The sequence below is a fragment of the Brooklawnia cerclae genome (assembly GCF_011758645.1).
In the GTDB taxonomy this organism is placed as follows: Bacteria; Actinomycetota; Actinomycetes; order Propionibacteriales; family Propionibacteriaceae; genus Brooklawnia; species Brooklawnia cerclae.
The window spans coordinates 129,174-150,776 of sequence record NZ_JAAMOZ010000004.1; the positions used below are offsets into that span (position 1 = coordinate 129,174).

Below are 21,603 nucleotides of genomic sequence, written 5' to 3' on the forward strand. Positions count from 1 at the left end.
CGACGCGCGACAGCCCGGTCCTTGAGCCCGTCGAAAGAACGAAAGTCTCAACAAGCCCGGCGAGCTTGTGAGCGCGGCTGGCGAACGGCCGCGTCTTCGGCCCGGGGTCCTCATTGACAAGCACCGATGTCGATGAGGACCCCGGGCCGATCTGCGTGGAGGGTGGGTTCGCGAGGCTTGCGCCCCGAACGCAGTTGAGGAAGATTTGTCACGGCCCCGTGCACTGACCGGACGACGGAACCCCGCCCCTGCCTACGGGACGAGCGCGCGTCCGCCACTGAGCGGCGAGGCGCTAGGCTGACCCTGCGCAAACTCGCCAAGCGGAGGTCCCATCCACCATGCCCAAGCCGATCCTCGTCCTCAACTGTGGATCAAGCTCCATCAAGTACCAGATGATCGACACCGAAGGCGAGGAACTGCTCGCCAAGGGGCTCGTCCAGAAGATCGGCGACACGAAGCCCGGGACGATCGACCACGAGGTGCTCACCGGTGAGCCCGGCGAATACCACATCGACCAGCAGCTGCCCGATCACGAGACCGCCCTCGCTGGCGTCTTCCAGATGTTCCGCGATCACGGGCCCAACCTGGACGCCACCATCGCCGTCGCCCACCGCACCGTGCACGGCGGAGATCGGTTCGCCGCTCCCACACTCATCACCGACGAGGTCGTCGACACGCTGATCGAGCTGTCTCCCCTGGCTCCGCTGCACAACCCCCCGGGCATCGCCGGCATCAAGGCCGCCCGCAAGCTGCTCGGCAACGTGCCCCACATCGGAATCTTCGACACCGCGTTCTTCGTGAACCTGCCCGCCGATGCCTACACGTACGCCCTCGACACCGAACTGGCCAGCAAGACCCGGCTGCGCAAATACGGCTTCCACGGAACCAGCCACCAGTTCGTCAGCCAGGAGGTCGCCAAGTTCCTGGGACGCGACGACCTCAAGCAGATCGTCTGCCATCTCGGCAACGGAGCGTCCATCTCGGCCGTCGACTCCGGTCACGCCATCGACACCTCCATGGGGCTGACGCCGCTCGCCGGCCTCGTGATGGGCACCCGCAGCGGTGACATCGATCCGGGCGTCATGGGCTACCTTCACCGGGAGCTCGGCATGGACGTGGACGCCGTGGACGCCGAACTCAACAAGAGGTCGGGGTTGCTCGGCCTCACCGGCCACACGGACATGCGCGACGTCCGCGCCGCCATCGACGCCGGTGACGAGCGCGCGCGTCTGGGCATGGACGTCTACACCCACCGTCTTGCTTTCTACATCGGTGGCTACGCCACCCTGCTGGGCGGCCTGGACGCGATCACCTTCACCGCGGGCGTGGGCGAGAACGCCGCGGAGGTGCGCAGCGAGGTGTGCGCCCGGCTGGGCATCTTCGGTGTCGAGCTGGACGAGGAAGCCAACAAGGTGCGTAGCAAGCAGGCCCGGCTCGTCTCGACGCCCGGCTCGAAGGTCGCTGTGCTGGTCGTCCCCACGAACGAGGAACTGGCGATGGCCCGCCAGTCGGTCGAGCTGCTGGCTGCGAACTGACCGCCGGGCAGAGGCGTTCTCCTCGTGCGGGAGCTCGGGATGCTCGTGGTCGCACCAACCGGCGCGGGCCGGGTAAGTTGAGCACTATGGCGTCTGCACTGATCACGGGGGGTACGTCCGGCATCGGTTTGGCGTTCGCGACCGAGCTCGCGACACAGGGGTACGACCTCGTCCTGGTTGCCCGCGACCAGGGACGGCTCGACCAGGTCGCGGCCGAGTTGTCCCGTGACCACGGGTGCCGGGTCGAGACGCTGCAGGCCGATCTCGCCGTACGGGACGACCTGGAGCCGATCATCGCACGCCTCGGCGACCCCGATCGTCCCGTCGATGTGCTCGTCAACAATGCGGGGTTCGGACTCAACGCGAGCCTGCTCGACGCTGATGTGGCTTTGCAGGAGCGGGCGATGGACGTCATGTGCACCGCGGTCCTGATTTTGGCCGCGGCGGCGGGAAGAGCTATGAAAACCCGCGGACAAGGCATCATCGTGAATGTGTCGTCCGTATCGGCGTGGATCGTGAAGGGCAACTACTCGGCCATCAAACGCTGGGTGCTCACCTACACCCAGGCGCTGGCACTCGAACTCGACGGCACCGGGGTCCAGGCCACCGCCGTGTGCCCCGGATGGGTGAAGACGGAGTTCCACGAGCGAGCCGGGGTGGCGCGTCCCAGCCTTCCCGCATGGGTCTGGGTCGATGCCGGCGAAATTGCCCGTTCGGCGTTGCGGGACGCCGGTCGCGGGCGCGTGATCTCGGTGCCCACCCGCCGGTGGAAGCTCGCGGTGTGGGTGCTGGAGCACAGTCCCGCAGCATTCCCCCGAGCCATCGCCCAGCGGATCAACCGATCCAGGAGCGTTCATTGATGGCCGACCGCAAGCGCAAACGCGAGCGAGGCGACGATCGGAAGCGATTCACGTCGCCTCTCAACGCCCTTGCGACGACCACGGCCCAGCAGCTTCTGCTCAAGCCCGCGGTGTGGAGCGCCATCTCCGTCCACGTTCATGGCGAGGAAGCCCTCGACGGCGTCGAGGCGCCCTTCATCGTCATCGCGAATCACTCGTCCCACTTCGATGCCCCGCTCATCATGGGCGCGTTGCCGCGTCGGCTCAGCCGCAGGCTCGCCACGGGTGTGGCCGCGGACACCTTCTACACGAACTGGCGCGACGCGACGACGGTGCAGCTGTTCATGAACGCTTTCCCCGTCAACCGGGGCAGCACCCGTAGTCACCGCGGCATGGCGAAGCAACTGCTCAGCGAGAGCGTCCCGCTTTTCCTGTTCCCGGAGGGCACTCGTTCGCGCACCGGCGGCATGGGCCCGTTCACTCCGGGCGTGGCTGCCCTGGCGATCTCGTTCAACTGCCAGGTGGTGCCGACCGCGATCGTGGGATCGTGGGCCGCCTGGCCTCCGCGTGAGCGGCGTTGGCGGCCCGGGCGCCCCGACGTGCATGTCGTCTTCGGGCTGCCGATGCGGCCGCGCCCCGGCGAGATAGCTCATGAGTTCAACGAGCGGCTCCGGCGTAAGGTCATCGAACTGCACGATTCCATCGCGCACGCCTACGGCATGCCCACGCAGGCGGAGATGGCTCATCGCGCAGCCATCGAACCCGCTCCGCCCCCAAAAACGTCGAAGGACCGGAAGAGAGGGTCGTCGGAGTCCGGCTCCGGGGAGGCCTCCGACGGCAGCGACCAGCAGAACCGATAGGCTCGCACAATGGCACTGGGTCGTGAAACGGGGCAGGCAATGAAGCAGGCATCCGGAACCGACGGGTCCGGGCAGGAGACGCTGGGTGTGGCCGCGGTCGTGGTCACCTTCAACCGCGTCGCCCTGCTGCAGCGCCTCGTCACCCGTCTTCTCGAGCTGGGATCGGTGGACGCGATCCTGGTCGTCGACAATGCCTCGTCGGACGGCACCGGCGAATGGCTCGCCGACCTGTCGGCGCGCGAACCTCGCGTCCGCTACCGCATCCTGCCCACCAACGCGGGCGGCGCAGGCGGTTTCCAGGCCGGGCTGGAATGGGCGCACGATCTCGGCGCGGAACTGGCCTGGTTGATGGACGACGACGGGCTTCCCGCACCCGACTGTCTCGACAAACTTCTCGTCCACAAGGGTGAATACGACTTCTGGGGGCCGGCGGTACTGGCTCAGCAGCGCCCGGACGAGCTGTGCTTCCCGGTGCGGCTGCCCGGGACGGCGACAGTGGCTCGTACCCTCGACCAACTTGAGGACGTCGCCGTCGACGGTCGGGTGGCCGATGTGGTGATCCCCTTCAACGGAGTGCTCGTCACTCACGAGCTCGTCGATCGCATCGGCACGGTGCGTGCGGAGTTCTTCATCTGGGGCGACGACGTCGAGTACCTGTGGCGGGCGATCGACGCGGGGGCCCGCGTCGCGACCATCGTGGACGCGCACTTCCTGCACCCGGCCACCGACGATCTCGGCACGCCCATGCTGCGCGGTCTGACCACCTACAACCATTCGCCGAGCGACCTCAAGCACTACTGCATGGCGCGCAACAACACGGTCAACCTACTGACGTTCCGGGGGCCGCTCCACGCGGCCGCCTTCTGGGCGAAGACAGCCTGGTTCTACACCTTCGTGAAGCCGAGTGCACGGCGACTGATCCTGTCGGCACAGGCGATCCTCGACGGGTTGCGGGGCAATTTCACCGGGCACGAGCGATTCCTGCCCCCGCGTCCGCCGCACCCCGCGTCCCCGGGCGAACGTGTCGCCGTCGTCGTGGTCACGTACAAGCGGCCCGAGCTTCTCGATCAGTTGCTCACCGATCTCGCCGCGCAGACCCGGCGTCCCGATGGGGTGTTCGTCGTCGACAACTCCGGCGACGAGGCCACGGCCCGAGTGCTGGAGGCACATAGCGAGCTTCCGCTACGGGTCGATCATGTCGGAGCCAACCTCGGCGGTGCCGGCGGGTTCAACCGAGGGGTCCGGGCCGCCCATGAAGCCGGCTTCGACCGTCTGTGGCTGATGGACGACGACGTGCGCCCCGCTCCATGGGCGTTGCAGGCCCTCCTCGCCGACGGTGGGGACTGCCTCGCCTGCGTACGAGAGGACCGGCGCGGAAACCTGGTCGAGAAGGCGGCCGTTCGCTTCGACCTGAGCAATCCACTGCAGCTGCGGCCGAAAGTGGCCAGCATCGAGCAGACCTACCCCTGCCGCGCATCCATGCCGGCCCGCATCCACATCGAGAACGCGGCATTCGAGGGGTTCATGGTGCACCGCCGGGTGGTGGATGCCATCGGCTATCCCGACCCGAGCTTCTTCATCTTCTACGACGACTGCGACTTCCAGCTGCGGGCGCAGCGTGCGGGCTTCGCGATGTGGGCGGTGAGGGATGCGCTCATGCGCCGCCAGTTCGACTTCGTCCAGTCCAACGATCTGGCCAGTTGGAAGGGTTTCTACATGTACCGCAACCTGTTCGCGGTGCACTTCCGGTACGGGACGAACGCCCTGGTGCGACTCAAACCGTTCGTGCTGACCGCGGGGGTGGTCGCGCTGTCGCCGGTACGGGGTGGGCCCGGGGAGGCTCGCAACGTGCTCCGGGCGCTGGTGGGAGCGTTGCGCATGCGCAGGCTCGATTCGCGGGCGAAGTTGGGCTCCTGAGCCCGACAGACGCCGGGCCGAGGTCGGCTCACGGTGCTGAGCCCCCGCGATGTCACCTCCGTGCACTCATTGCGGAAGGTTGGGGGGCATAGTCGCCTGTCAATCTTCCGCAATAGCGCGGCGGGAGTTATCCACAGGCCCAAACGCGCGTGCGCCGCGACGGGGCAGGGTAGGCATGTGTACCCTCGCCAACCCGTTCCGGCTGAGATCCTGACCCTGGCCGAGCATCAAGCGCATGTCGTCACGCTCGAACAGTGCACCGGCCTCGGGCTCAGCCGCGATATCGTGCAGCGCCTTGTGGGCCAGCACACCTGGCAACCACTGAGCAGGGGCGTGTATTACGTCTCCGGATCCCAAGTGCCATGGCATGCCTGGGCCTGGGGTGGAGTTCTGGCGGCGGGTGAGGGTGCCATGCTGGCACGCAGCGCCGCAGCCTTCGAATGGAAGCTGACCCAGCAGGCACCGGACGTCATCGACATCCTGATCGCCGAACATCGGAAAGTGGCACGCCAGAATCCCCGCTGGCGATTCCTGCGCACACGGAACATGCCCCAGCCGCACGGCTCACCACCCCGCACGCCACTTCCCGAGACCGTCGTCGACGTCTGCTCGCTGGAACCGGAGCGAGCGGCATCCTGCCTGAGCGCCGCGCTGCACACCCGCAGGACCAGTGAGTCAGCGATCCTTGCCGCTGTGCAGGCCCGGCCACGCGTCCGTGGCCGGGCCACGCTGTTGTCGATGCTCGATCGGAGCCGCGCGGGGATCGAGAGCGAACTCGAACAGGTCTACGCCACCATCGAGCGAAGCCACGGCTTGCCTCGTGGGCGCCGCCAAGTGCGAGCCGGCCAGTACCGCCGTGATGTCGACTACGGCGGGCTCATCGTGGAACTCGACGGCAGGCTCGGCCATGACGGCGAGTCGCGATTCCGCGACATGTACCGGGACAACCACCATCTGGTGGCAGGGAAGATGACCCTGCGATACGGATGGGTCGACTGCAATGAGCACTCGTGCGACGTGGCTTTCCAGGTTGCTTCGGTGCTGCGTCGTCTCGGCTGGACAGAGCCTTATCAGGGCTGCCCGCGATGTCATGCGATGGTGATTGCGGAAGGTTTGCAGGCATAGTCGCCTGCAAACCTTCCGCAATCTCGTGTCAGTCGGGTGTGCTGGCCCGCAGCACGTCCACCGCTTCGCTAATCGGCGAGTCGTGGATGACCCGGCCGTGCTGCAGCACGATGCCGCGATCGCAGATGCCCTTGATCATCTCGAGGTCGTGGCTCACCACGACCAGCGTCTGGCCGTCCTCCCGAAGCTGGTGCATCCGGTCGAGGCACTTGCGCTGGAAGGGCTCGTCGCCGACGGCAAGAATCTCGTCCACGAGGAAGATGTCCGGCTGGCAATGCACGGCGACCGAGAAGGCCAGGCGCATGTACATGCCGGACGAATAGAACTTCACCTCGGTGTCGATGAACTTCTCGATGCCGCTGAACGCGACGATCTGGTCGAACTTCTCGTCGATCTCGGCTTCACCCATGCCGAGGATCGCGCCGTTGAGATAGACGTTCTCGCGGCCTGTGAGGTCGGGATGCATGCCAGCACCCACCTCGATCAGGCCCGCGATCCGACCCCGCGTGCCGACGCTGCCGGCGTCCGGCAACATGACGCCGCTGATCAGTTTGAGCGTCGTCGACTTGCCGGATCCGTTGAAGCCGAGCAGGGCGACCGACTCGCCGCGGTTGATCGTGAAGGAGACGTCGTCCAGCGCCTTGAACGTCTCGCCGAGGTCGCCCTTGCGACCGGTGAACAACCACACGACGTACTCCTTGATGGACCGCGTGTGGCGCAGGAAGAACTTCTTGTCGATATGGCTGAGCTCCACCATCGGCAGAGGACTCGATGCGGCGGACGTGGTCATCACAGCTCCTGCGCGAACTTGCCTTCGAGGCGATGGAAGATGACTTGCCCGCAGACCAGGACGAGCAGCGCCACCAGCACCCCGACCCCGGACATGATCACCCAGTGAGGCGGCATGAGGTCGGCCGCGGCTCCCCCATCAGGGATCACGCCGTTGGTGGGCACCCAAAAGGCGTAGTGGGACAGCTCGACCCCCAGGGCCAGCGGGTTGAGCTGATAGAGCGTGAACAGCCACGTGGGGAACGCGTTGCTCACCATCGTCCACTGGTAGAACACCGGCGACAGCCAGATGGCCACCATCATGAGCAGTTCGATGATGTTCTCGGCGTCACGGAAATAGACATCGAAGGCAGCGAAGGCCAGTCCGATGCCCAGGGCGAACATACAGATGACGACCAGGGCAAGGACGCCGGCGAGCAGGTTGACCAGCCCCGGCCGCCACCCCATGAGCAGCGCCCCGACGACGAGGACGACGATCTGGGGAACGACATGGACGAACGCGACCCACACGCTGCTCACCGGGAACAGCTCGCGGGGCAGGAAGATCTTGCCGACCAGCGGGGCGTTGAAGATGATCGAACGGGTGGTGTTGGACAAGATCTCGTTGAAGAAGTTGATCATCACCATGCCGCTGAACAGGTAGACGACGTAGCTGGGGATACTGCGTCCCAGCCCGAGGAACTGCCCCATGGCGATGTAATACACGATCAGTTGCACGGCAGGCTTCACATAGCTCCACAGCATGCCGAGCACTGAACCCCGATAGCGGACGCGAAGCTCCTTCTTGACAAGCAGCTTCAGCAGAAAGCGCCACCGAAAGAGCTCCAGGAGGCCGGCGCTGTGCCCCGGGGCACGCAGCGGCTCGTCCGCCAGGTCGACGTTGGTCGACGCCACCATCACTCCCGTCCGGCCGTTTCCTCGCGCTGCTGCGGGGACGATGGCTCAGTGGAGATCCCGAAGGTTCGTTCCCACGACTCGAAGCTCGTCAGACGTGGCAGCGCTTCCTGGTACTGGCGCGCCAACTCGTCCCACTTCGCATAGATGCGCGCATAGTTGCGGAATGATTCCAGCACCATCTGCCGCACCTTCTCAGGTTGCCTGCGGTACCAGCTGACCCCGTTGCCGTCGGCATTGGTCACCAGCGCGCTGTCCCACCGGGAGACCTTCCACCACTTGTTGTCGCGGTGCGGGATGATCGTCTGCGGGTTGTCGGTCGCGTTCTTCGACAGCGGGAGAAGTTGCCGCGCCACGGCCTGCATTCCCATGACGAGCAGCCGGGGCTTGGGGACGGGCACTTCCTTGCCGTCCTTCATCCATGCCTGCTTGGTCGGACGGCGCGGCTTCTCCAGGTAGACGGGCGGGAAGTCCTCGACCTCGGGCTTGAACTGCGCGTCACTGTATTCCTTGGCCATCGCGCGCACCTCCTTGTTGCGCGATTCCAGGATGCTGTGCAACTGATCGGGCCCGGCCAACACGTCCTGCTCGGCGAGCAGCCGACCGGCTGCGGTGTAGTACTGCATCGCCGAGATGTGCTTCATGTCGTTGATCTCGGCGTTCGCCAGCATCGCCCCACCCTTTTCGAAGGGGCTGTGGAGCAGGGCCGTGATGATGCGGTTGCGGTTGTGGAAGTAGCTCTGCCAGCCGACCAGGTCGTCCTTGTCGGCCCACGTGACGTGCCAGACGGCGCAGCCGGGCAGCGATACCGTGGGGAAGCCCGCCTTTCCCGCGCGGACCGCGTACTCGAGGTCGTCCCACTTGATGAACAGGGGAAGCGAGAGCCCGATCTTACGGATCACCTGGGTGGGGATCAGGCAGCACCACCAGCCGTTGTAGTCGACGTCGACGCGGCCGTGCATCCACGAGGTACTGCGCAGCCCCTCTTCGGCGAAGTCGTGGTACATCTCGTTGTCGAACCGAGGGATGGCCGGCGCCCACGTGTAGTTGTTGACGACCTCACCGAACGTGTACATCACCGAACGGTTCATGAGGTCGAACATCTGGGCACCGACGATGGTGGGCTTCTTAGACATGTCGGCGAAGGTCGTCAGCCGAACCAGGGTCTCCGGCTCGATGCGGATGTCGTCGTCCAGCAGGATGACGTAGTCGCTGCGCCCGCGCACGGTCGCCTCGTACTGTCCCCGGGCGAAGCCGCCAGAACCACCCAGATTGGGCTGCTCGATGATGGCGACCTTGCCACCCATGGCCGTTGCCGCCTCGGCGTACCCGGATTCGTCGGCGACCTTCTTGGTGCCCTGGTCGACCACGATCATCTCGTCGAGGATGCCCACCACGTCGGGCTGCGAGGCGATGAGGTTGAGGTTGCGGACGACGTAGTCCGGCTTGTTGTAGGTGGTGGTGCTGAGCGTCACCGTGCCACGGAAGGACTCACCTGCGGGCACCCACCACTGTGCCGATTCGAGAGTCATCTCCGCGCTGCCGGCGACGAACTCGAACCAGTAGAAGCCGCCGTCACCGAACTCCTTGATCGGCAGGTCGAAGACCGACTGCTCGGCATCGGCGCCGACGCGCACCATGTCGACGCGCTGCTTGGTGCCGCGCGCGTTCGAACGGTAGACGATGATCGAACCATCCCCGATCGTGTTGACCGCCAGCCGCACGGTGCGCACGTCGGTCCACCGCTGCCAGTAGGACGCCGGGAAGGCATTCCAATACGAGCCGAACGAGACACGGTCACCTGCGCGGACGAGCATGGAGTAACGCCCGAGCACGTCGTCGGGGTGGATGTTCCAGGCGGCGTTCTCGTCGTCGCTACGATCGACGTAGGCGGGCAACACATCAGAGTCACCTCCGACCGGGAAGATCACCCTCATGGCGATGCGGTACTGGTCCGCGGAGGTGACCTGGCTCACGGCCTGATCGCCCCACTCCGTGGGCATCCGGACGCCGGTCTCCGTCAGCGACTCGCTCATTCGTCTGCTCCTCCACTCCGCAAAGCGGTGCCCTCGGCGAAATGCGGCCGTAGGCGGGTCTCGTACACCATCAGCGCCGAGGCGATGGCCATGTGCATGTCGAGGTACTTGTAGGTGCCCAGCCGACCGCCGAACAGCACCTGCGGCTCGGCGGCGGCGGCCTGCCGATACAGCTTCAGTCGGGTCCGGTCGTCCTCGGTGTTGATCGGGTAGTACGGCTCGTCGTCGCGCGTCGCGAATCGGCTGTACTCGCGATGGATCACCGTCTTGTCGGTCGGGTAGTAGTCGCGTTCGGGGTGGAAATGGCGGAACTCGTGGATGCGGGTGAACGGGACGTCGAGGTCGGCGTAGTTCATCACCGAGGTGCCCTGGAAGTCGCCGATGGGCAGCACCTCCTCCTCGAGGTCGATGGTGCGCCACGTGAGATCGCCCTCGCGGTAGCCGAAATAGCGGTCGACCGGCCCTGTGTACACCACAGGGACCGTGCCGACGACCTTCGACTTCGAGTAGGCGTGCGAGTCGTCGAAGAAGTCGGTGTCGGTGAGCACCGTGATGAGCGGGTTGTCGACCATGCGCGTGAGCCAGGCGCCATAACCGTCGGTGGGCAGGCCCTCATGAGTGTCGTTGAAGTAGCGGTTGTCGTACGTGTAGCGCACCGGCAACCGGCTCACGATGGACGCAGGCAGGTCCTCGGGGGCGGTCTGCCACTGCTTGGCGGTGTAGTTCATGAAGAACGCCTCGTACAGCGGTCGTCCCACCAGCGAGATGCCCTTCTCGACGAAGTTGGAGGGCTCCTTTCCGCCGAGTTCCTGTGACTGCTGCTTGATCAGCTCACGGGCCTCGTCGGGACGATAGGCCGCCTGGAAGAACTGGTTGACGGTGCCGAGGTTCACCGGCATGGGGTACACGACGCCCTTGTGGGTGGTGTACACGTGGTGCTGGTATCCCGTGAAGGTCGTGAACCGGTTGACGTACTCCCACACCTTCTCGTTGGAGGTGTGAAACAGGTGCGCCCCGTAGCGATGCACCTCGATGCCCGTCGTCGGTTCGGTCTCCGACCAAGCATTGCCCCCGATGTGGCTACGCCGTTCGATGATCACCACCCGCTTGCCGAGGTCGTTCGCTACTCGTTCGGCGATCGTGAGGCCGAACAAGCCCGACCCCACGATGACCAGATCCGCGTCCATGTCACTCCCATTCAACAGTCGACGGCGACTCCCGACAATCTACCTGACCACCGGGACACCCTCCACCAGGACGGTGCCGACCAAGGCGGCGCCGACCGGCATGCTCGTCGCTAGAGTCGGGGGCATCCACGCACGTCCCCACTCGGAGGCATCCACAATGGCACCTGACTTCATGAGGCTTCAGCTGACAAGCCCGGACTTCGGGCCGGAAGAGCGTCTGGCCGACGCATTCACCCAGAGCGGTGAGAACCGCACGCCCCGACTGGAGGTCACGGGCATCCCGCAGGGAACCGCCGAGCTCGCGATCATCGTGCACGACCCCGATGCCCCACGGCCCCACGGCTTCACCCATTGGACCCTCTACGGGCTGCCGGCCCAGGACGGCCCGATCGTCCCGGACGAGGGACGCCCCGGCCCGAACGACGCAGGCGGCATCGGGTACACCGGCCCCAAGCCGCCCAGCGGGCATGGCGTACACCACTACTTCTTCTTCGTGTACGCGCTGTCACGTCCTGTCGCGGGCGCACCCTCGCGGCTGGATTTCCTCGACGGTTACGCGGACGCGGTGCTTGCGGTCAGTCGCCTCGTGGGGACGTACTCGAACTGAGGGATCCTGGCGCCGAAGCGTTTTCACCCCAACCCGCAAGCCGTTATCTCGTAGAGAGTCGCATGGCCGCTGGCGGCCCTTGCGACGAAGCCCTGATTGTTCGCCAGGTTGTCGAATCCCAAGTACGGATAGTCCATCTCGTTGATGAGATCATCGTTCCCGAAATCCAGCACCCAATGCACATCCAGATCGATCAGCGCCTGACACACCCGCTCATTGTTGGAAGCCTCGTCCAGATCCTCTATGAGTATCTCTTGGTCAGGAGTTGGTGCGTACAGCACGTGCGTGGCGGTTGTACGACGCCCAGTCAATGCGTAAACCATCGAACTGCCGTTGTACGGATTGACTGCAATAACTTCATCCGGCGGAACGATCCCCGGGACCGCCTGGATTACCGCATACTCGTCGGAATTGACCAACTCTGAGTCACCCGTAATCGAGTACTCATCCTTCACTAATTCGATCGTTTTCTGCTTGGCGCCACTAAACTGCGTGCCCACAGCCAGCACCGCGGCCAACAGAACACCCACCAGTAGCCGACGCCGCATGGTCGTCGCGTCCTCACCTGACGGAAGAAGCGCCACGAGTTTCGATTCGAGGAACTGAGCCCCGAAAGCGGCTAGTGGAATCGCAGTCAAAGGGAGCAAACTTGCCAGGCGCGGTGGATCGCTGTACCAGGGGCCAACGAGGTACCACCGCAATCTACCAACCGGCTGTGTCGCGGCGATGAACCACAGCACGCAGAACGCGCCATGAGCGACCAGCAACCAGGTGTGCCGCCCAGTTCGGAGAACTGCGTACAGACCAATAAGAGTCATGAGCGCGGGGAGGATAAACGTGGGCAGGTCTAGTGGGCTCATCAACAGAGCTTCACCGATCGCATCCGTACGGCTCTTGACGGGCTCCCAGAATGCGGCCTCATGCGCTGGGCGCAGCACTACATACAAAGCCGTCGCAACAAGCGTGATGCCGAGCAATGCAATCAGTGCGCAAACAAAACGCCGACCGAACTCCCGAGCTCTCCAAGACTCACGTACCACACGCAGTCCGAGGGTCCAGGTCATGATCGGGATCACCACACCGCAATAGACCAGCACGACATTGGGATGCGCGAGCCCCAACCCGACCAGACCGATCCCACCCGCAGTAAGCGTCGGCAACAACGGCAAGTGTTTTCCCTCACCCAACCGAAACAGACCTACGGCCAAGCCCATCATCGTGGGCAGCAGGCACAACCCCAGGAGGTTCGGATACAGCACGCCAAAAGCGAGCATGAAGTAGGGGAACGGGGCAAACGATGCTGCGAGGATCCCGGTCGTCAACGTGCCTGCAGGCGTGTGCTCCAGAACCATACGAGACAGGAATAGGCAGCCCAGAGGCCACACCACACCAACGACCGCAACGATGGTTGCGTTCATACCAGCCACAACATTCTGACTACCCATGCTCAACAGGACCAAGGATGCGAGATCATGCCACGCGGTCGGGTAGAAGGCTGCGGGCGCATCTCCGCTCACCATGCGCATATCAATCGCGGAACCGTTGTGGTTGTCGATGATCCACCGAACCGCGTTCAAATGAAAAATGTTGTCGTAGGTTTGAGAGAATGCCGTCGGTGTGCCAAGCATCGCGATCACGTCTCTACACAAAACGGTGATCGACAGGACGGCTGCAACCAGCACCCAGGTGGTGGGCCGAGCCCACCACCTGGGTGCTGGTTGCGCCGAAGCCTGCGTGCCTTCAGCGTTCGTGTCGATGCCTCGAATCCGACGAAGCCCAACCCTAAGGCCCAGCGCCACGAGAGCGAAGAACAGCGTCCAGACGACGACTGGCAGCGGTCCCCACGGGACACCGACGAACTGCGCAAGAATCGCAGCCGATGCAACGATTCCGGTGCTGACTGCTGGGGCTACAGCCAACGCAACGAGTGGGCGGAACCCTGCGCTCAGGTTCACCGCGAGTCCAGGGAGAAGAACCACAGCCAACGCAACAAGAACGAACGGCAGCAGAGCCCACCACATGAATCCTCGGCCTCCCTTGCGTCGCCAGACGGCCCGAGTCTAGTGGCCGAGTACGAGAAGCCGCATCAACCCGAGGCATCGAGCGACAAGCGGTCACGCTCGTGGTGCCCAACAAGCTCACCTAGTAGTGTGGCGAACGACTCAGCGTCGACACGCCGGAAGGCACCCCACAGGAGTTTGGCCATGACAGTGGATGTTCTGTTCCCCTACTACGGCGACGTCGACTTGATGAAGCTCGCGGTGCGCAGCGTCCTGCGCCAGACCCACCCAGATTTCCGACTGCTGGTCGTGGACGATGGCTACCCGGACGACTCCATCCCGGGCTGGTTCGCGTCGTTGGACGACGCGCGGGTGAGCTACCAGCGCAACGAACAGAATCTCGGGGCCAACGGCAACTACCGCAAATGCCTCACCCTGGTCGAGAACGATCTCGTGGTGGTGATGGGTGCCGACGACATGATGCTGCCCAACTATCTCCATTGGCTCGTGGACCGTGCCGGGCGCTATCCGTGGGCGAACGTCTTCCAACCGGGTGTGTATGTGATGGACGAGCACGGCGCCCCCTCGAACACCCTCGTGGAGCAGGTGAAGGCCCACTACCGTCCCGACGGTCAGGGGGTACGTCTGCTGAGCGGTGAGCGACTCGCCGTGTCGATCCTGCGCGGGGACTGGTTGTACTTCCCATCGCTGGGATGGCGAGCCGAGACCATCACACGACTGGGGTTCCGCGAGGGCTACGACGTCGTCCAGGATATGGCACTGGTGCTCGACATCGCTATGAGTGGGGGCACCCTTCTCGTCGACGACGTGGCTGCCTTCATGTATCGGCGTCATTCGGGGTCCGACTCGTCGTGGCGGGCTCTGGAGGGCACGCGTTTCGCCGAGGAGCGACGCTACTTCCAGACGATCGCCAGGGAGATGGATGCCAAGGGCTGGCGTCATGCGGCACGCGTGGCGCGCCTGCACGTGTCATCCCGGCTCCATGCAGCGACGCTCGCACCGAAGGCAGCCGTCAAGCGCAACTGGAAGGGTGTCCGGAACCTCACCGAACATCTGGTGAAGTAGACGAATCGGTAGGGTCGGCCAGCCGAACGGACTGTCAGCGTCCGAAGGCGACCAGTTGACGCAGGTAGGTGCCGTAGCCAGATTTCTCCAGGGCATCCGCGCGCTTGAGCAGAGCCTCGTCGTCCATCCAACCGTTGCGCCAGGCAGCCTCTTCGGGGCAACCGACCTGCAGACCTTGGCGCGCCTGGATCGTACGAACAAAGTCCCCGGCGTCGTTGAGCGAGTCGAAGGTGCCAGTGTCGAGCCAGGCGGTACCTCGGGGAAGCACCTCGACGTGGAGCTTGCGCTGCTCCATGTAGATGCGGTTGATGTCGGTGATCTCGAGCTCGCCCCGGGCGCTCGGCTTCAGGTTTCGCGCATACTCCACCACGTTGTCGTCGTAGAAGTACAAACCCGGCACCGCGAGGTGCGACTTGGGCTCAGTAGGCTTCTCCTCGATCGAGATCGCCGTTCCCGTGGCGTCTATCTCGACGACGCCGTAGGCCTGCGGGTCGGCGACCCAGTAGCCGAAGATCGCCGCACCCTCGACGTCCGAGTACTTGCGCAGTCGGGTGCCCAGGCCCGGACCATAGAAAATGTTGTCGCCGAGCACAAGCGCGGCCGCATCGCCGCCGAGGAAGTCGGCCCCGATAGTGAAGGCCTGCGCGAGACCCTTGGGTTCGGGCTGCACCGCGAACTGCAGGTTGATGCCGAAGTCGCTGCCGTCACCCAACAGACGGTGGAAGGGCTCGGCGTCGTGGGGTGTCGTGATGACCAGCACGTCTTGGATGCCCGCGAACATCAGCGTCGACAGCGGGTAGTAGATCATCGGCTTGTCGTAGACGGGCAGCAACTGCTTGCTCGTGGCGACGGTGATGGGATGCAGCCGACTGCCCGTGCCGCCCGCAAGGATGATCCCGTGCATGGTTGCGTGCCTCCTCGTCGTCGCCCGCGGACGACCATCAGACGTTCTCTGAACTCCAATCTAGTGGCAGGAGCCCGTGCGGCATCAAACACGGGCGGCGAACGTGCGTTTCGACGCCACGATGACACGATACGGGCCATTGGGTACATTGGGGCAACGTGCGATGCGATGGGACCGTTGCGGCTCCAAGGAGGCGACTATGACAGCCTCTGAACACGTGCGGCCCGATACAGTCGGTCGTGGCCGGGTCAGCGTATGCATGGCTACATGGAACGGCTCCGAGTTCATATACGAGCAAATAACCTCGATCCTGTCGGAGTTGCGCCCGGACGATGAAGTAGTGGTGGTCGACGACGCATCGCAGGACAACACCGTTGCGCTGCTCCGCGGACTGGGTGATCCACGCATCAAGATTTTTCCCCAGCCGATGAATCGCGGATACGTCCGAACGTTCGAGAAGGCATTGAGCCTGGCGAGCGGTGACTATGTCTTCCTGTCGGACCAGGACGATGTTTGGGTTCCTGGACGAGTTGACGCCATGGTGGAGGCGTTGCAGGACAACCAAGTGGTCGCCACCAACTTGGCAACTCTCAATGGCCCGGCTCGGATCGGGGGGCCGTTCGGGATCAAGGACTGGCGGCTCCGTTCTGGAGATTCCCGGCGGCACGCCTGGAATCTTCTTGTCCTCCTAAGTGGTCTCCAGTGCTACTGGGGATGCGCGATGGCTGTTCGTCGGGACGCGCTCGACTATCTGCTGCCCTTCCCACCGGAACTCACCGAAACGCACGACCAGTGGATCGGATTGTGCGGAAACATGGCCGGCAGCATCGCCCACCTGGACGAGCGGACTGTGCTGCGGCGCTATCACGGAGACAATCTGACCCCGGCGCAGCCTCGCGGCGTCCTGCCGGCACTTCGCTCTCGGGTGATGCTCATCCGCTGCCTGGGTGTCGCGCGACGCCGGGGGCTTGGGCATGTCAGCCAACTCCTCCGCTCTGCCGGTGCCAAACGGACTCCGTCGGAAGTCGGGAGTATCAATGGCCGGGCGGGAGCGACTGACGCTCCCCCGCCGTCTACCTCCAAACAGCCGCACGGCTCCAGGGTCGCCATTGTCGTCTCGCTCTACAATCCCCCCGGAAGTGTGGTCGACCACGCAAGCCGATGGATAGCTGAGATAGGCCCCGTAATCGCGGTCGACGATGGTTCGCCTTCAGACAGGGCACACGACGTGCTCGAACGACTGAAAGCTGCCGGAGCCCACGTGATCGCCATCAGCCAGAACTCGGGGATCGCCCATGCGCTCAACATCGGGATCAAGCACGCGCTTACTACGCACCATCCCGACTGGATCCTCACGATGGACCAAGACTCTGACCTGGACGCGGACTACGTAACGCGAGCCTTCCGGGCGCTACGGTTTGCGCCAGATCCATCTCGCGTTGGCATGCTGTGCGCAGAATCGCTAAGTGGGGTTCGCTGCCCTTCGTGGAAACCTTCTAGCGGGATTGAGGAACCGCTCGACCCGACCCAATCGGGCACGCTGATTCGGGCGTCTCTCTTTAGCGCGCTAGGATTCTTGCTCGAGCCATTGTTTATCGACAGTGTGGACTCCGAATTTAATGCACGGGCCAGGCAACAGGGATGGGTACTGCTGCTCGCCCCCGGCTGCAACCTTCTACACTCCCTCGGGAAGAACCTTCCAGCAAAGGTCATGGGGCATACGTTACGACGGCACGGCAAGCCTGTAGAAATCCATTACCATCCTCCTTTCAGGGTTTATTACATGGCTCGAAACTACATCTTCCTACTTAAGCGGTATGCAGCTTCTCAACCTTCGTGGATCGCGAGAAAGATACGTATTGATTCGGGCACGCACATTATAAATTTGATTTGTGGCCCGAACCGAATCAAACACCTAGAGGCGACTGCTTATGGCGTTTTTCATGGCTTGACTGGACATTTTGGTCCCATCGATCCACATTTAGCTCACGAACTAGCTCTTCCGAAAGAAAGCTCCTGACCGTGCCGGACGCGCCAAATGAAGAAAGATCGAGTACGCCCACCGTCGAGATCCTGCTCAGCACTTGGAACGGTGAGAAGTATCTTTCGCCACTACTCGACAGTCTCCTCGCACAGACCGCGGCAAATCAGCTCCGAATACTAGTTCGTGATGACGGGTCAACCGATAGCACTCTGGCCATACTACGAAAGTATGCTTCCGCGCACGACAACATCCGTATCATTGAAGGGACCAACGTAGGCGTAATTCGCTCCTTTGGGGAGCTCATGGAGGCAATGAATCCAGATTCTACGCTCGCAATGTTTTGTGACCAAGATGATGTTTGGCTACCGAATAAGGTATCGGCGGCGCTCACCTATATGTCACGCGCAGCCAGCGAACCTGAGCCAATCCTCTATTGTTCACGATCAATGGTAACCGATGAACAGCTGAACCCCATTCGGCCGACGATTGACCACCACCGCGCTCCAAGTTTTCAGAACTCCATGATCCAGAACATCGCGCCTGGACACACGATGATGGCCAATCGGGCGCTGGTGCTCGCTGCGCGCAAAAGTTACGACCCTGAGGCCGTCATCATGCATGATCACTGGTGGTATTTGGTTGCCGCGAGTTTAGGTCGGGTCTATTTTGACCACTCGTGGTACACGCTCTACCGATCTCACAATAACAACGTCATTGGATATAGCGTCGGACTGACGCAGCGACTTCGTGGGCAGATCGAAATGTTTCTCTCACACGACTTCCATATTTATGCTACGCAATGCCGGGTACTTGAAAAATTTTTTTCCACTCAGCTATCTCCCCAACGACATGAATGTCTAGCAGGTTTCACTAATCAGGGTAACTTGTTCTCGCGAATGCGATATCTGTCCCGCTTTGGCCTGCAGCACGGGACCAAGGTCACCTCCTGGGCTTTGAGTATCCTCTTTCTCGTCGGACGCTACACATGACGTTTGCAGTTCGCTTGCTTGGATCAATCGCCGTGAAACACCGAAGCCTTCGGGCGAATATGCTCCGCGATTCCGTCTTGCCTGCCGATGATCGCTATGGTTGGAGCATCAGCCGCGTCGGAACTCGCGGAGTCATGAAGCTCTCCAGCCCTACGAGAAAGTGAGGGAAGCCCATGTCGTTCGTTGCCGTGGTCGTCTCCTACAATCGCATTGAGCTACTGAAGAAGTGCCTGCACGCACTCGAACACCAAACTCGCGCACTGGACGAAATAATTGTTGTTGACAATGGCTCAACCGACGGCAGCCCTGACTACGTTCGACAGATGCATCCACTAATAACCCTGTTTCAGACAAGCAAGAACCTCGGGGGTGCAGGCGGGTTTTCCTGGGGTCTCGAGATTGCCATGGCGCATGAACACGATGCGGCTTGGATCATGGATGATGACGCTGAGCCGGAACTTGACGCCTTCGAGCCGCTTGCTGCCTGTTTCGATTCCATGGTCGAAAAGCCAGCCTTTCTTGCCTCTCTAGTAACCGCCGGACGCGATACTTTCAATGATCTAAATCAGCCGACTATCAGCCAAAGCACGGAAAAACAGTTGGTTGCGAACAAGCTCGACGGAATCGCTATAGACGCGGCAACCTTTGTGGGAGTCCTTATCAATTTGCGAATCGCGGAGAGGACGCATCTTCCCTTGAGCGATTTCTTTATTTGGGTCGACGATATGGAATATACGCAAAGATTGTCCCACAAAGGGTTGGCATTAACTATCCCAAGCAGTCGAGTTAACCATCCCAACACTCGCCCAGCATCGCTTGATATGGGATCTCGGTTATTTTACTATGTACGAAACAATCTGTGGTTTGTGCGCGAGAGAAGCTCCTCGGTCAGCAAGGACCTACTCGACACGGTAGGTGTCGCTCTTCACTGCGTAAAGCAGTTCTCGGTATCGAAGAACAAAGTCTTGTGGCTTACTTCAACAACCCGCGGATGGTGGCAGGGCCTATTTAAGCGGCCTAGGCATCAGCTTCCAGGGTCGCTTCTGTCTTCATTAACCCCAGCCCAACGAGCGGCTATTGGATGCTGAGATGCTCTGCAGTACGCCACCTACGGCCCTCCAGTTCCCAAATTCTGTGACGTGTACTTCGCCTCACGGAGGCAGCATTTGGTGCTCAATAGCAAAAGGACTCGGATGATGGACGCAAGGCTGGCCGCGCTGAAGAGACTATCGGCCTTTGTTCTGACTTCCGGCATGAGTTCGCTGGTAAGTCTTATTGCAGTGCCTGTGATTATCGCCCGAGCCGGCGACTATCAGTGGGGTATTCAAGCAGCGATCCAGTCTGCAGCAACGCTGTTCGGCGTGGTCGTCGCTTTCGGCTGGGGGACGACTGGCACTGGAGAAGTGGCGATTCTTCCGGTAGCGGAGCGTCCCCAGTTCTACGCGGGCTCCTTGGTCAGTCGCATCTACTTGTGGCTGCTGACTTACCCCTTGATGGCGCTCGTGATGGCATTGCTCAACCCTGACTTTGTATTGCTTGTGCTCGTTGGGTCGGCTACCTATCTGATGCCCTTCCTGGGCGCCTCTTGGTATTTCGTCGGTGAATCCAAGCCGTCACGCCTATTCTGGTTCGACGCGCTGCCACAAACCACTGGGCTCGCAGCAAGCGTTGTAACGATGCTTATCACCAGTGATCTTGTCGCGACCGTTACAACCCAGCTCATCTTCAACACCATCGGGGTCAGTGTGTCTGCGCTGGTGGTCTTCCGGACCAGTGCCGCACCCGTGCGCCTAAACTGGTCCATTCCAGCTGCCTTCCGACGCCTTTGGGGGCAACGTCATTCAGTTGCAACCTCGGCTGCTTCGAGCCTTTATGTTTCCACGCCGCTGCTGGTTCTAAATGCTCTTCATCCGTCGGCAATGTCCTTATATGCGATGGGTGACAAGCTCTTCCGCTTCGGTCTCACGGCATTCACGCCGGTCCTTCAGTTTATTCAGGGATGGCTGCCTGAAGGGGGACGGGAGAACTTGGCGTATCGTGTCAAACGAGCTGCTCAGTTCGTCCCTTTCATTAGCTTGGTCGGGGCAGCGTGCATCCTTGCGCTGGGACCTTGGGCCTCTAGACTCCTGTCAGCCAACCAGATCGACTTCGGTTTTGGCATGTCGCTGCCGTTCGCGCTCGTATTCTTCGCTGTCTCGATCACTCAGGTGTTGGGCCTTGCCTGCTTGGTGCAACTGAAGCGAACCAAGGCTCTTGCCACATCGACGATCATCGGGGCAACAGCTGGCATTCCTTTGGTCATCCTGAGCGCATGGTTCTTCGCAGCCCAAGGCGTGGCGTGGGCTCTCGTCGTTTCTGAAATCGCGGTGCTCGTGTACCAGGCGGTCGCCGTAGCTCGTGAGTTGCGCCAGCGAACCGTCGAACGATGACCTGAGCCTGCCGTCCAAGTGGCCGTAAGCTGACTACCTCAGTCACAGTCGGTTTACGATCGAGTTGGCACCAAGTGTGCCCGACACTCTGCAACTCCGCGAAAGCTGGCTATGCCCAACAACCCCGTGTCAATAACCGCAGGCCCACGTGCGAGTCGGCCGCGAGACGTGTTCTACATCTTTCTCTTCTGCCTGATTTTGGCCTGTGCACGAACCACGAGTGCTAATCGCTCCACCTTGTACGCTGAGGATGGCGCATTCTTCCTCCAAGACTGGCTCAATCAGCCCTCCGTGCTTCTGCCGTTCATGCCCTATGACGGCTACCTCCATGTTGTTCCTCGCGTCGCGACTGGCCTCGTATCGATGCTGCCTGTCGGCTTGTGGCCGGTCGGGTGTGTTTTCTTGGCATCCGTCTGCCTTGC

General features: G+C 62.4%; 17 protein-coding genes. 11 read left to right on the forward strand and 6 right to left on the reverse strand.

Annotation, left to right across the window (positions count from 1 at the left end):
- Nucleotides 1–338 precede the first annotated feature (338 nt).
- The 5 genes from FB473_RS16435 (at nt 339) to FB473_RS16455 (ending at nt 6,276) form a co-directional block, all read left to right on the forward strand.
- Nucleotides 339–1,535 carry an acetate/propionate family kinase gene (locus FB473_RS16435; protein ID WP_167171480.1) on the forward strand — a complete coding sequence of 399 codons (1,197 nt, stop codon included), beginning with the start codon at nt 339–341 and terminating at the stop codon, nt 1,533–1,535.
- An 86-nt stretch (nt 1,536–1,621) separates the two neighbouring features.
- Entirely contained in the window at nt 1,622–2,395 is a 774-nt protein-coding gene (locus FB473_RS16440; protein ID WP_167171483.1) for an SDR family NAD(P)-dependent oxidoreductase, read from the forward strand.
- Nucleotides 2,395–3,234 (forward strand): lysophospholipid acyltransferase family protein, encoded by an 840-nt coding sequence (locus FB473_RS16445; RefSeq protein WP_167171487.1) that lies wholly within the window; start codon nt 2,395–2,397, stop codon nt 3,232–3,234. The genes FB473_RS16440 and FB473_RS16445 overlap by 1 nt, the downstream gene beginning before the upstream one ends.
- 9 nt (nt 3,235–3,243) lie before the next feature.
- On the forward strand, nt 3,244–5,151 hold the full coding sequence (locus FB473_RS18120) for a glycosyltransferase (RefSeq protein ID WP_243864068.1): 1,908 nt from the start codon (nt 3,244–3,246) through the stop codon (nt 5,149–5,151).
- A gap of 177 nt (nt 5,152–5,328) precedes the next feature.
- Nucleotides 5,329–6,276, forward strand: coding sequence for a type IV toxin-antitoxin system AbiEi family antitoxin domain-containing protein (locus FB473_RS16455; RefSeq protein ID WP_167171491.1), 948 nt, complete (start codon nt 5,329–5,331; stop codon nt 6,274–6,276).
- A gap of 28 nt (nt 6,277–6,304) precedes the next feature.
- Here the strand turns inward: FB473_RS16455 and FB473_RS16460 are convergent, their stop codons facing one another.
- Genes FB473_RS16460 through glf form a run of 4 tightly spaced genes read right to left on the reverse strand, consistent with a single transcriptional unit; the run spans nt 6,305 to nt 11,182 of the window.
- On the reverse strand, nt 6,305–7,066 hold the full coding sequence (locus FB473_RS16460; RefSeq protein WP_208390879.1) for an ABC transporter ATP-binding protein: 762 nt from the start codon (nt 7,064–7,066) through the stop codon (nt 6,305–6,307).
- A complete protein-coding gene (locus FB473_RS16465) occupies nt 7,066–7,962 on the reverse strand; it encodes an ABC transporter permease (protein WP_167171494.1) in 897 nt (298 codons plus the stop codon). The genes FB473_RS16460 and FB473_RS16465 overlap by 1 nt, the downstream gene beginning before the upstream one ends.
- On the reverse strand, nt 7,962–9,995 hold the full coding sequence (locus FB473_RS16470) for a glycosyltransferase (protein WP_243864069.1): 2,034 nt from the start codon (nt 9,993–9,995) through the stop codon (nt 7,962–7,964). The genes FB473_RS16465 and FB473_RS16470 overlap by 1 nt, the downstream gene beginning before the upstream one ends.
- Nucleotides 9,992–11,182 carry a UDP-galactopyranose mutase gene (glf, locus tag FB473_RS16475; RefSeq protein WP_167171497.1) on the reverse strand — a complete coding sequence of 397 codons (1,191 nt, stop codon included), beginning with the start codon at nt 11,180–11,182 and terminating at the stop codon, nt 9,992–9,994. Before glf ends, FB473_RS16470 begins: the two co-directional genes overlap by 4 nt.
- Before the next feature lie 157 nt (nt 11,183–11,339).
- Between glf and FB473_RS16480 the strand changes: the two genes are divergently transcribed.
- Nucleotides 11,340–11,789 carry a YbhB/YbcL family Raf kinase inhibitor-like protein gene (locus FB473_RS16480; RefSeq protein ID WP_167171500.1) on the forward strand — a complete coding sequence of 150 codons (450 nt, stop codon included), beginning with the start codon at nt 11,340–11,342 and terminating at the stop codon, nt 11,787–11,789.
- A 23-nt stretch (nt 11,790–11,812) separates the two neighbouring features.
- Here FB473_RS16480 and FB473_RS16485 read toward each other — a convergent pair whose 3' ends face one another.
- Nucleotides 11,813–13,810, reverse strand: a complete 1,998-nt coding sequence (locus tag FB473_RS16485) for a DUF6541 family protein (protein WP_167171504.1) — start codon at nt 13,808–13,810, stop codon at nt 11,813–11,815.
- 183 nt (nt 13,811–13,993) lie between these two features.
- Here FB473_RS16485 and FB473_RS16490 point away from each other — a divergent pair, with 183 nt between their 5' ends.
- Nucleotides 13,994–14,875 carry a glycosyltransferase family 2 protein gene (locus FB473_RS16490; RefSeq protein ID WP_167171507.1) on the forward strand — a complete coding sequence of 294 codons (882 nt, stop codon included), beginning with the start codon at nt 13,994–13,996 and terminating at the stop codon, nt 14,873–14,875.
- A 34-nt stretch (nt 14,876–14,909) separates the two neighbouring features.
- Here FB473_RS16490 and rfbA read toward each other — a convergent pair whose 3' ends face one another.
- Entirely contained in the window at nt 14,910–15,779 is an 870-nt protein-coding gene (gene rfbA / locus FB473_RS16495) for a glucose-1-phosphate thymidylyltransferase RfbA (RefSeq protein ID WP_167171511.1), read from the reverse strand.
- A 199-nt stretch (nt 15,780–15,978) separates the two neighbouring features.
- Between rfbA and FB473_RS16500 the strand changes: the two genes are divergently transcribed.
- The 4 genes from FB473_RS16500 to FB473_RS16515 all read left to right on the forward strand — a co-directional run bounded on the left by FB473_RS16500 (nt 15,979) and on the right by FB473_RS16515 (nt 21,181).
- Nucleotides 15,979–17,799 (forward strand): glycosyltransferase, encoded by a 1,821-nt coding sequence (locus FB473_RS16500; protein WP_167171514.1) that lies wholly within the window; start codon nt 15,979–15,981, stop codon nt 17,797–17,799.
- Nucleotides 17,800–17,801: 2 nt separating this feature from the next.
- The gene (locus FB473_RS16505; RefSeq protein ID WP_167171517.1) at nt 17,802–18,752 is read left to right on the forward strand and encodes a glycosyltransferase; all 951 of its coding nucleotides are present in this window, start codon (nt 17,802–17,804) and stop codon (nt 18,750–18,752) included.
- Nucleotides 18,753–18,925: 173 nt separating this feature from the next.
- Nucleotides 18,926–19,840, forward strand: coding sequence for a glycosyltransferase family 2 protein (locus FB473_RS16510; protein ID WP_167171521.1), 915 nt, complete (start codon nt 18,926–18,928; stop codon nt 19,838–19,840).
- Between the two features lie 108 nt (nt 19,841–19,948).
- Nucleotides 19,949–21,181: a lipopolysaccharide biosynthesis protein gene (locus tag FB473_RS16515; RefSeq protein WP_167171524.1), complete on the forward strand. Its 1,233-nt coding sequence runs from the start codon at nt 19,949–19,951 to the stop codon at nt 21,179–21,181.
- The last annotated feature ends 422 nt before the right edge of the window (nt 21,182–21,603 follow it).

Excerpts from the sequence above, each read along its gene's own strand:
- FB473_RS16435 (WP_167171480.1), top strand. The coding sequence starts at position 339 with ATGCCCAAGCCGATCCTCGTCCTCAACTGTGGATCAAGCTCCATCAAG.
- FB473_RS16440 (WP_167171483.1), top strand. The coding sequence starts at position 1,622 with ATGGCGTCTGCACTGATCACGGGGGGTACGTCCGGCATCGGTTTGGCG.
- FB473_RS16445 (WP_167171487.1), top strand. The coding sequence starts at position 2,395 with ATGGCCGACCGCAAGCGCAAACGCGAGCGAGGCGACGATCGGAAGCGA.
- FB473_RS18120 (WP_243864068.1), top strand. The coding sequence starts at position 3,244 with ATGGCACTGGGTCGTGAAACGGGGCAGGCAATGAAGCAGGCATCCGGA.
- FB473_RS16460 (WP_208390879.1), bottom strand. The coding sequence starts at position 7,066 with ATGACCACGTCCGCCGCATCGAGTCCTCTGCCGATGGTGGAGCTCAGC.
- FB473_RS16465 (WP_167171494.1), bottom strand. The coding sequence starts at position 7,962 with ATGGTGGCGTCGACCAACGTCGACCTGGCGGACGAGCCGCTGCGTGCC.
- FB473_RS16470 (WP_243864069.1), bottom strand. The coding sequence starts at position 9,995 with ATGAGCGAGTCGCTGACGGAGACCGGCGTCCGGATGCCCACGGAGTGG.
- glf (WP_167171497.1), bottom strand. The coding sequence starts at position 11,182 with ATGGACGCGGATCTGGTCATCGTGGGGTCGGGCTTGTTCGGCCTCACG.
- FB473_RS16480 (WP_167171500.1), top strand. The coding sequence starts at position 11,340 with ATGGCACCTGACTTCATGAGGCTTCAGCTGACAAGCCCGGACTTCGGG.
- FB473_RS16485 (WP_167171504.1), bottom strand. The coding sequence starts at position 13,810 with ATGTGGTGGGCTCTGCTGCCGTTCGTTCTTGTTGCGTTGGCTGTGGTT.
- FB473_RS16490 (WP_167171507.1), top strand. The coding sequence starts at position 13,994 with ATGACAGTGGATGTTCTGTTCCCCTACTACGGCGACGTCGACTTGATG.
- rfbA (WP_167171511.1), bottom strand. The coding sequence starts at position 15,779 with ATGCACGGGATCATCCTTGCGGGCGGCACGGGCAGTCGGCTGCATCCC.
- FB473_RS16500 (WP_167171514.1), top strand. The coding sequence starts at position 15,979 with ATGACAGCCTCTGAACACGTGCGGCCCGATACAGTCGGTCGTGGCCGG.
- FB473_RS16510 (WP_167171521.1), top strand. The coding sequence starts at position 18,926 with ATGTCGTTCGTTGCCGTGGTCGTCTCCTACAATCGCATTGAGCTACTG.
- FB473_RS16515 (WP_167171524.1), top strand. The coding sequence starts at position 19,949 with ATGGACGCAAGGCTGGCCGCGCTGAAGAGACTATCGGCCTTTGTTCTG.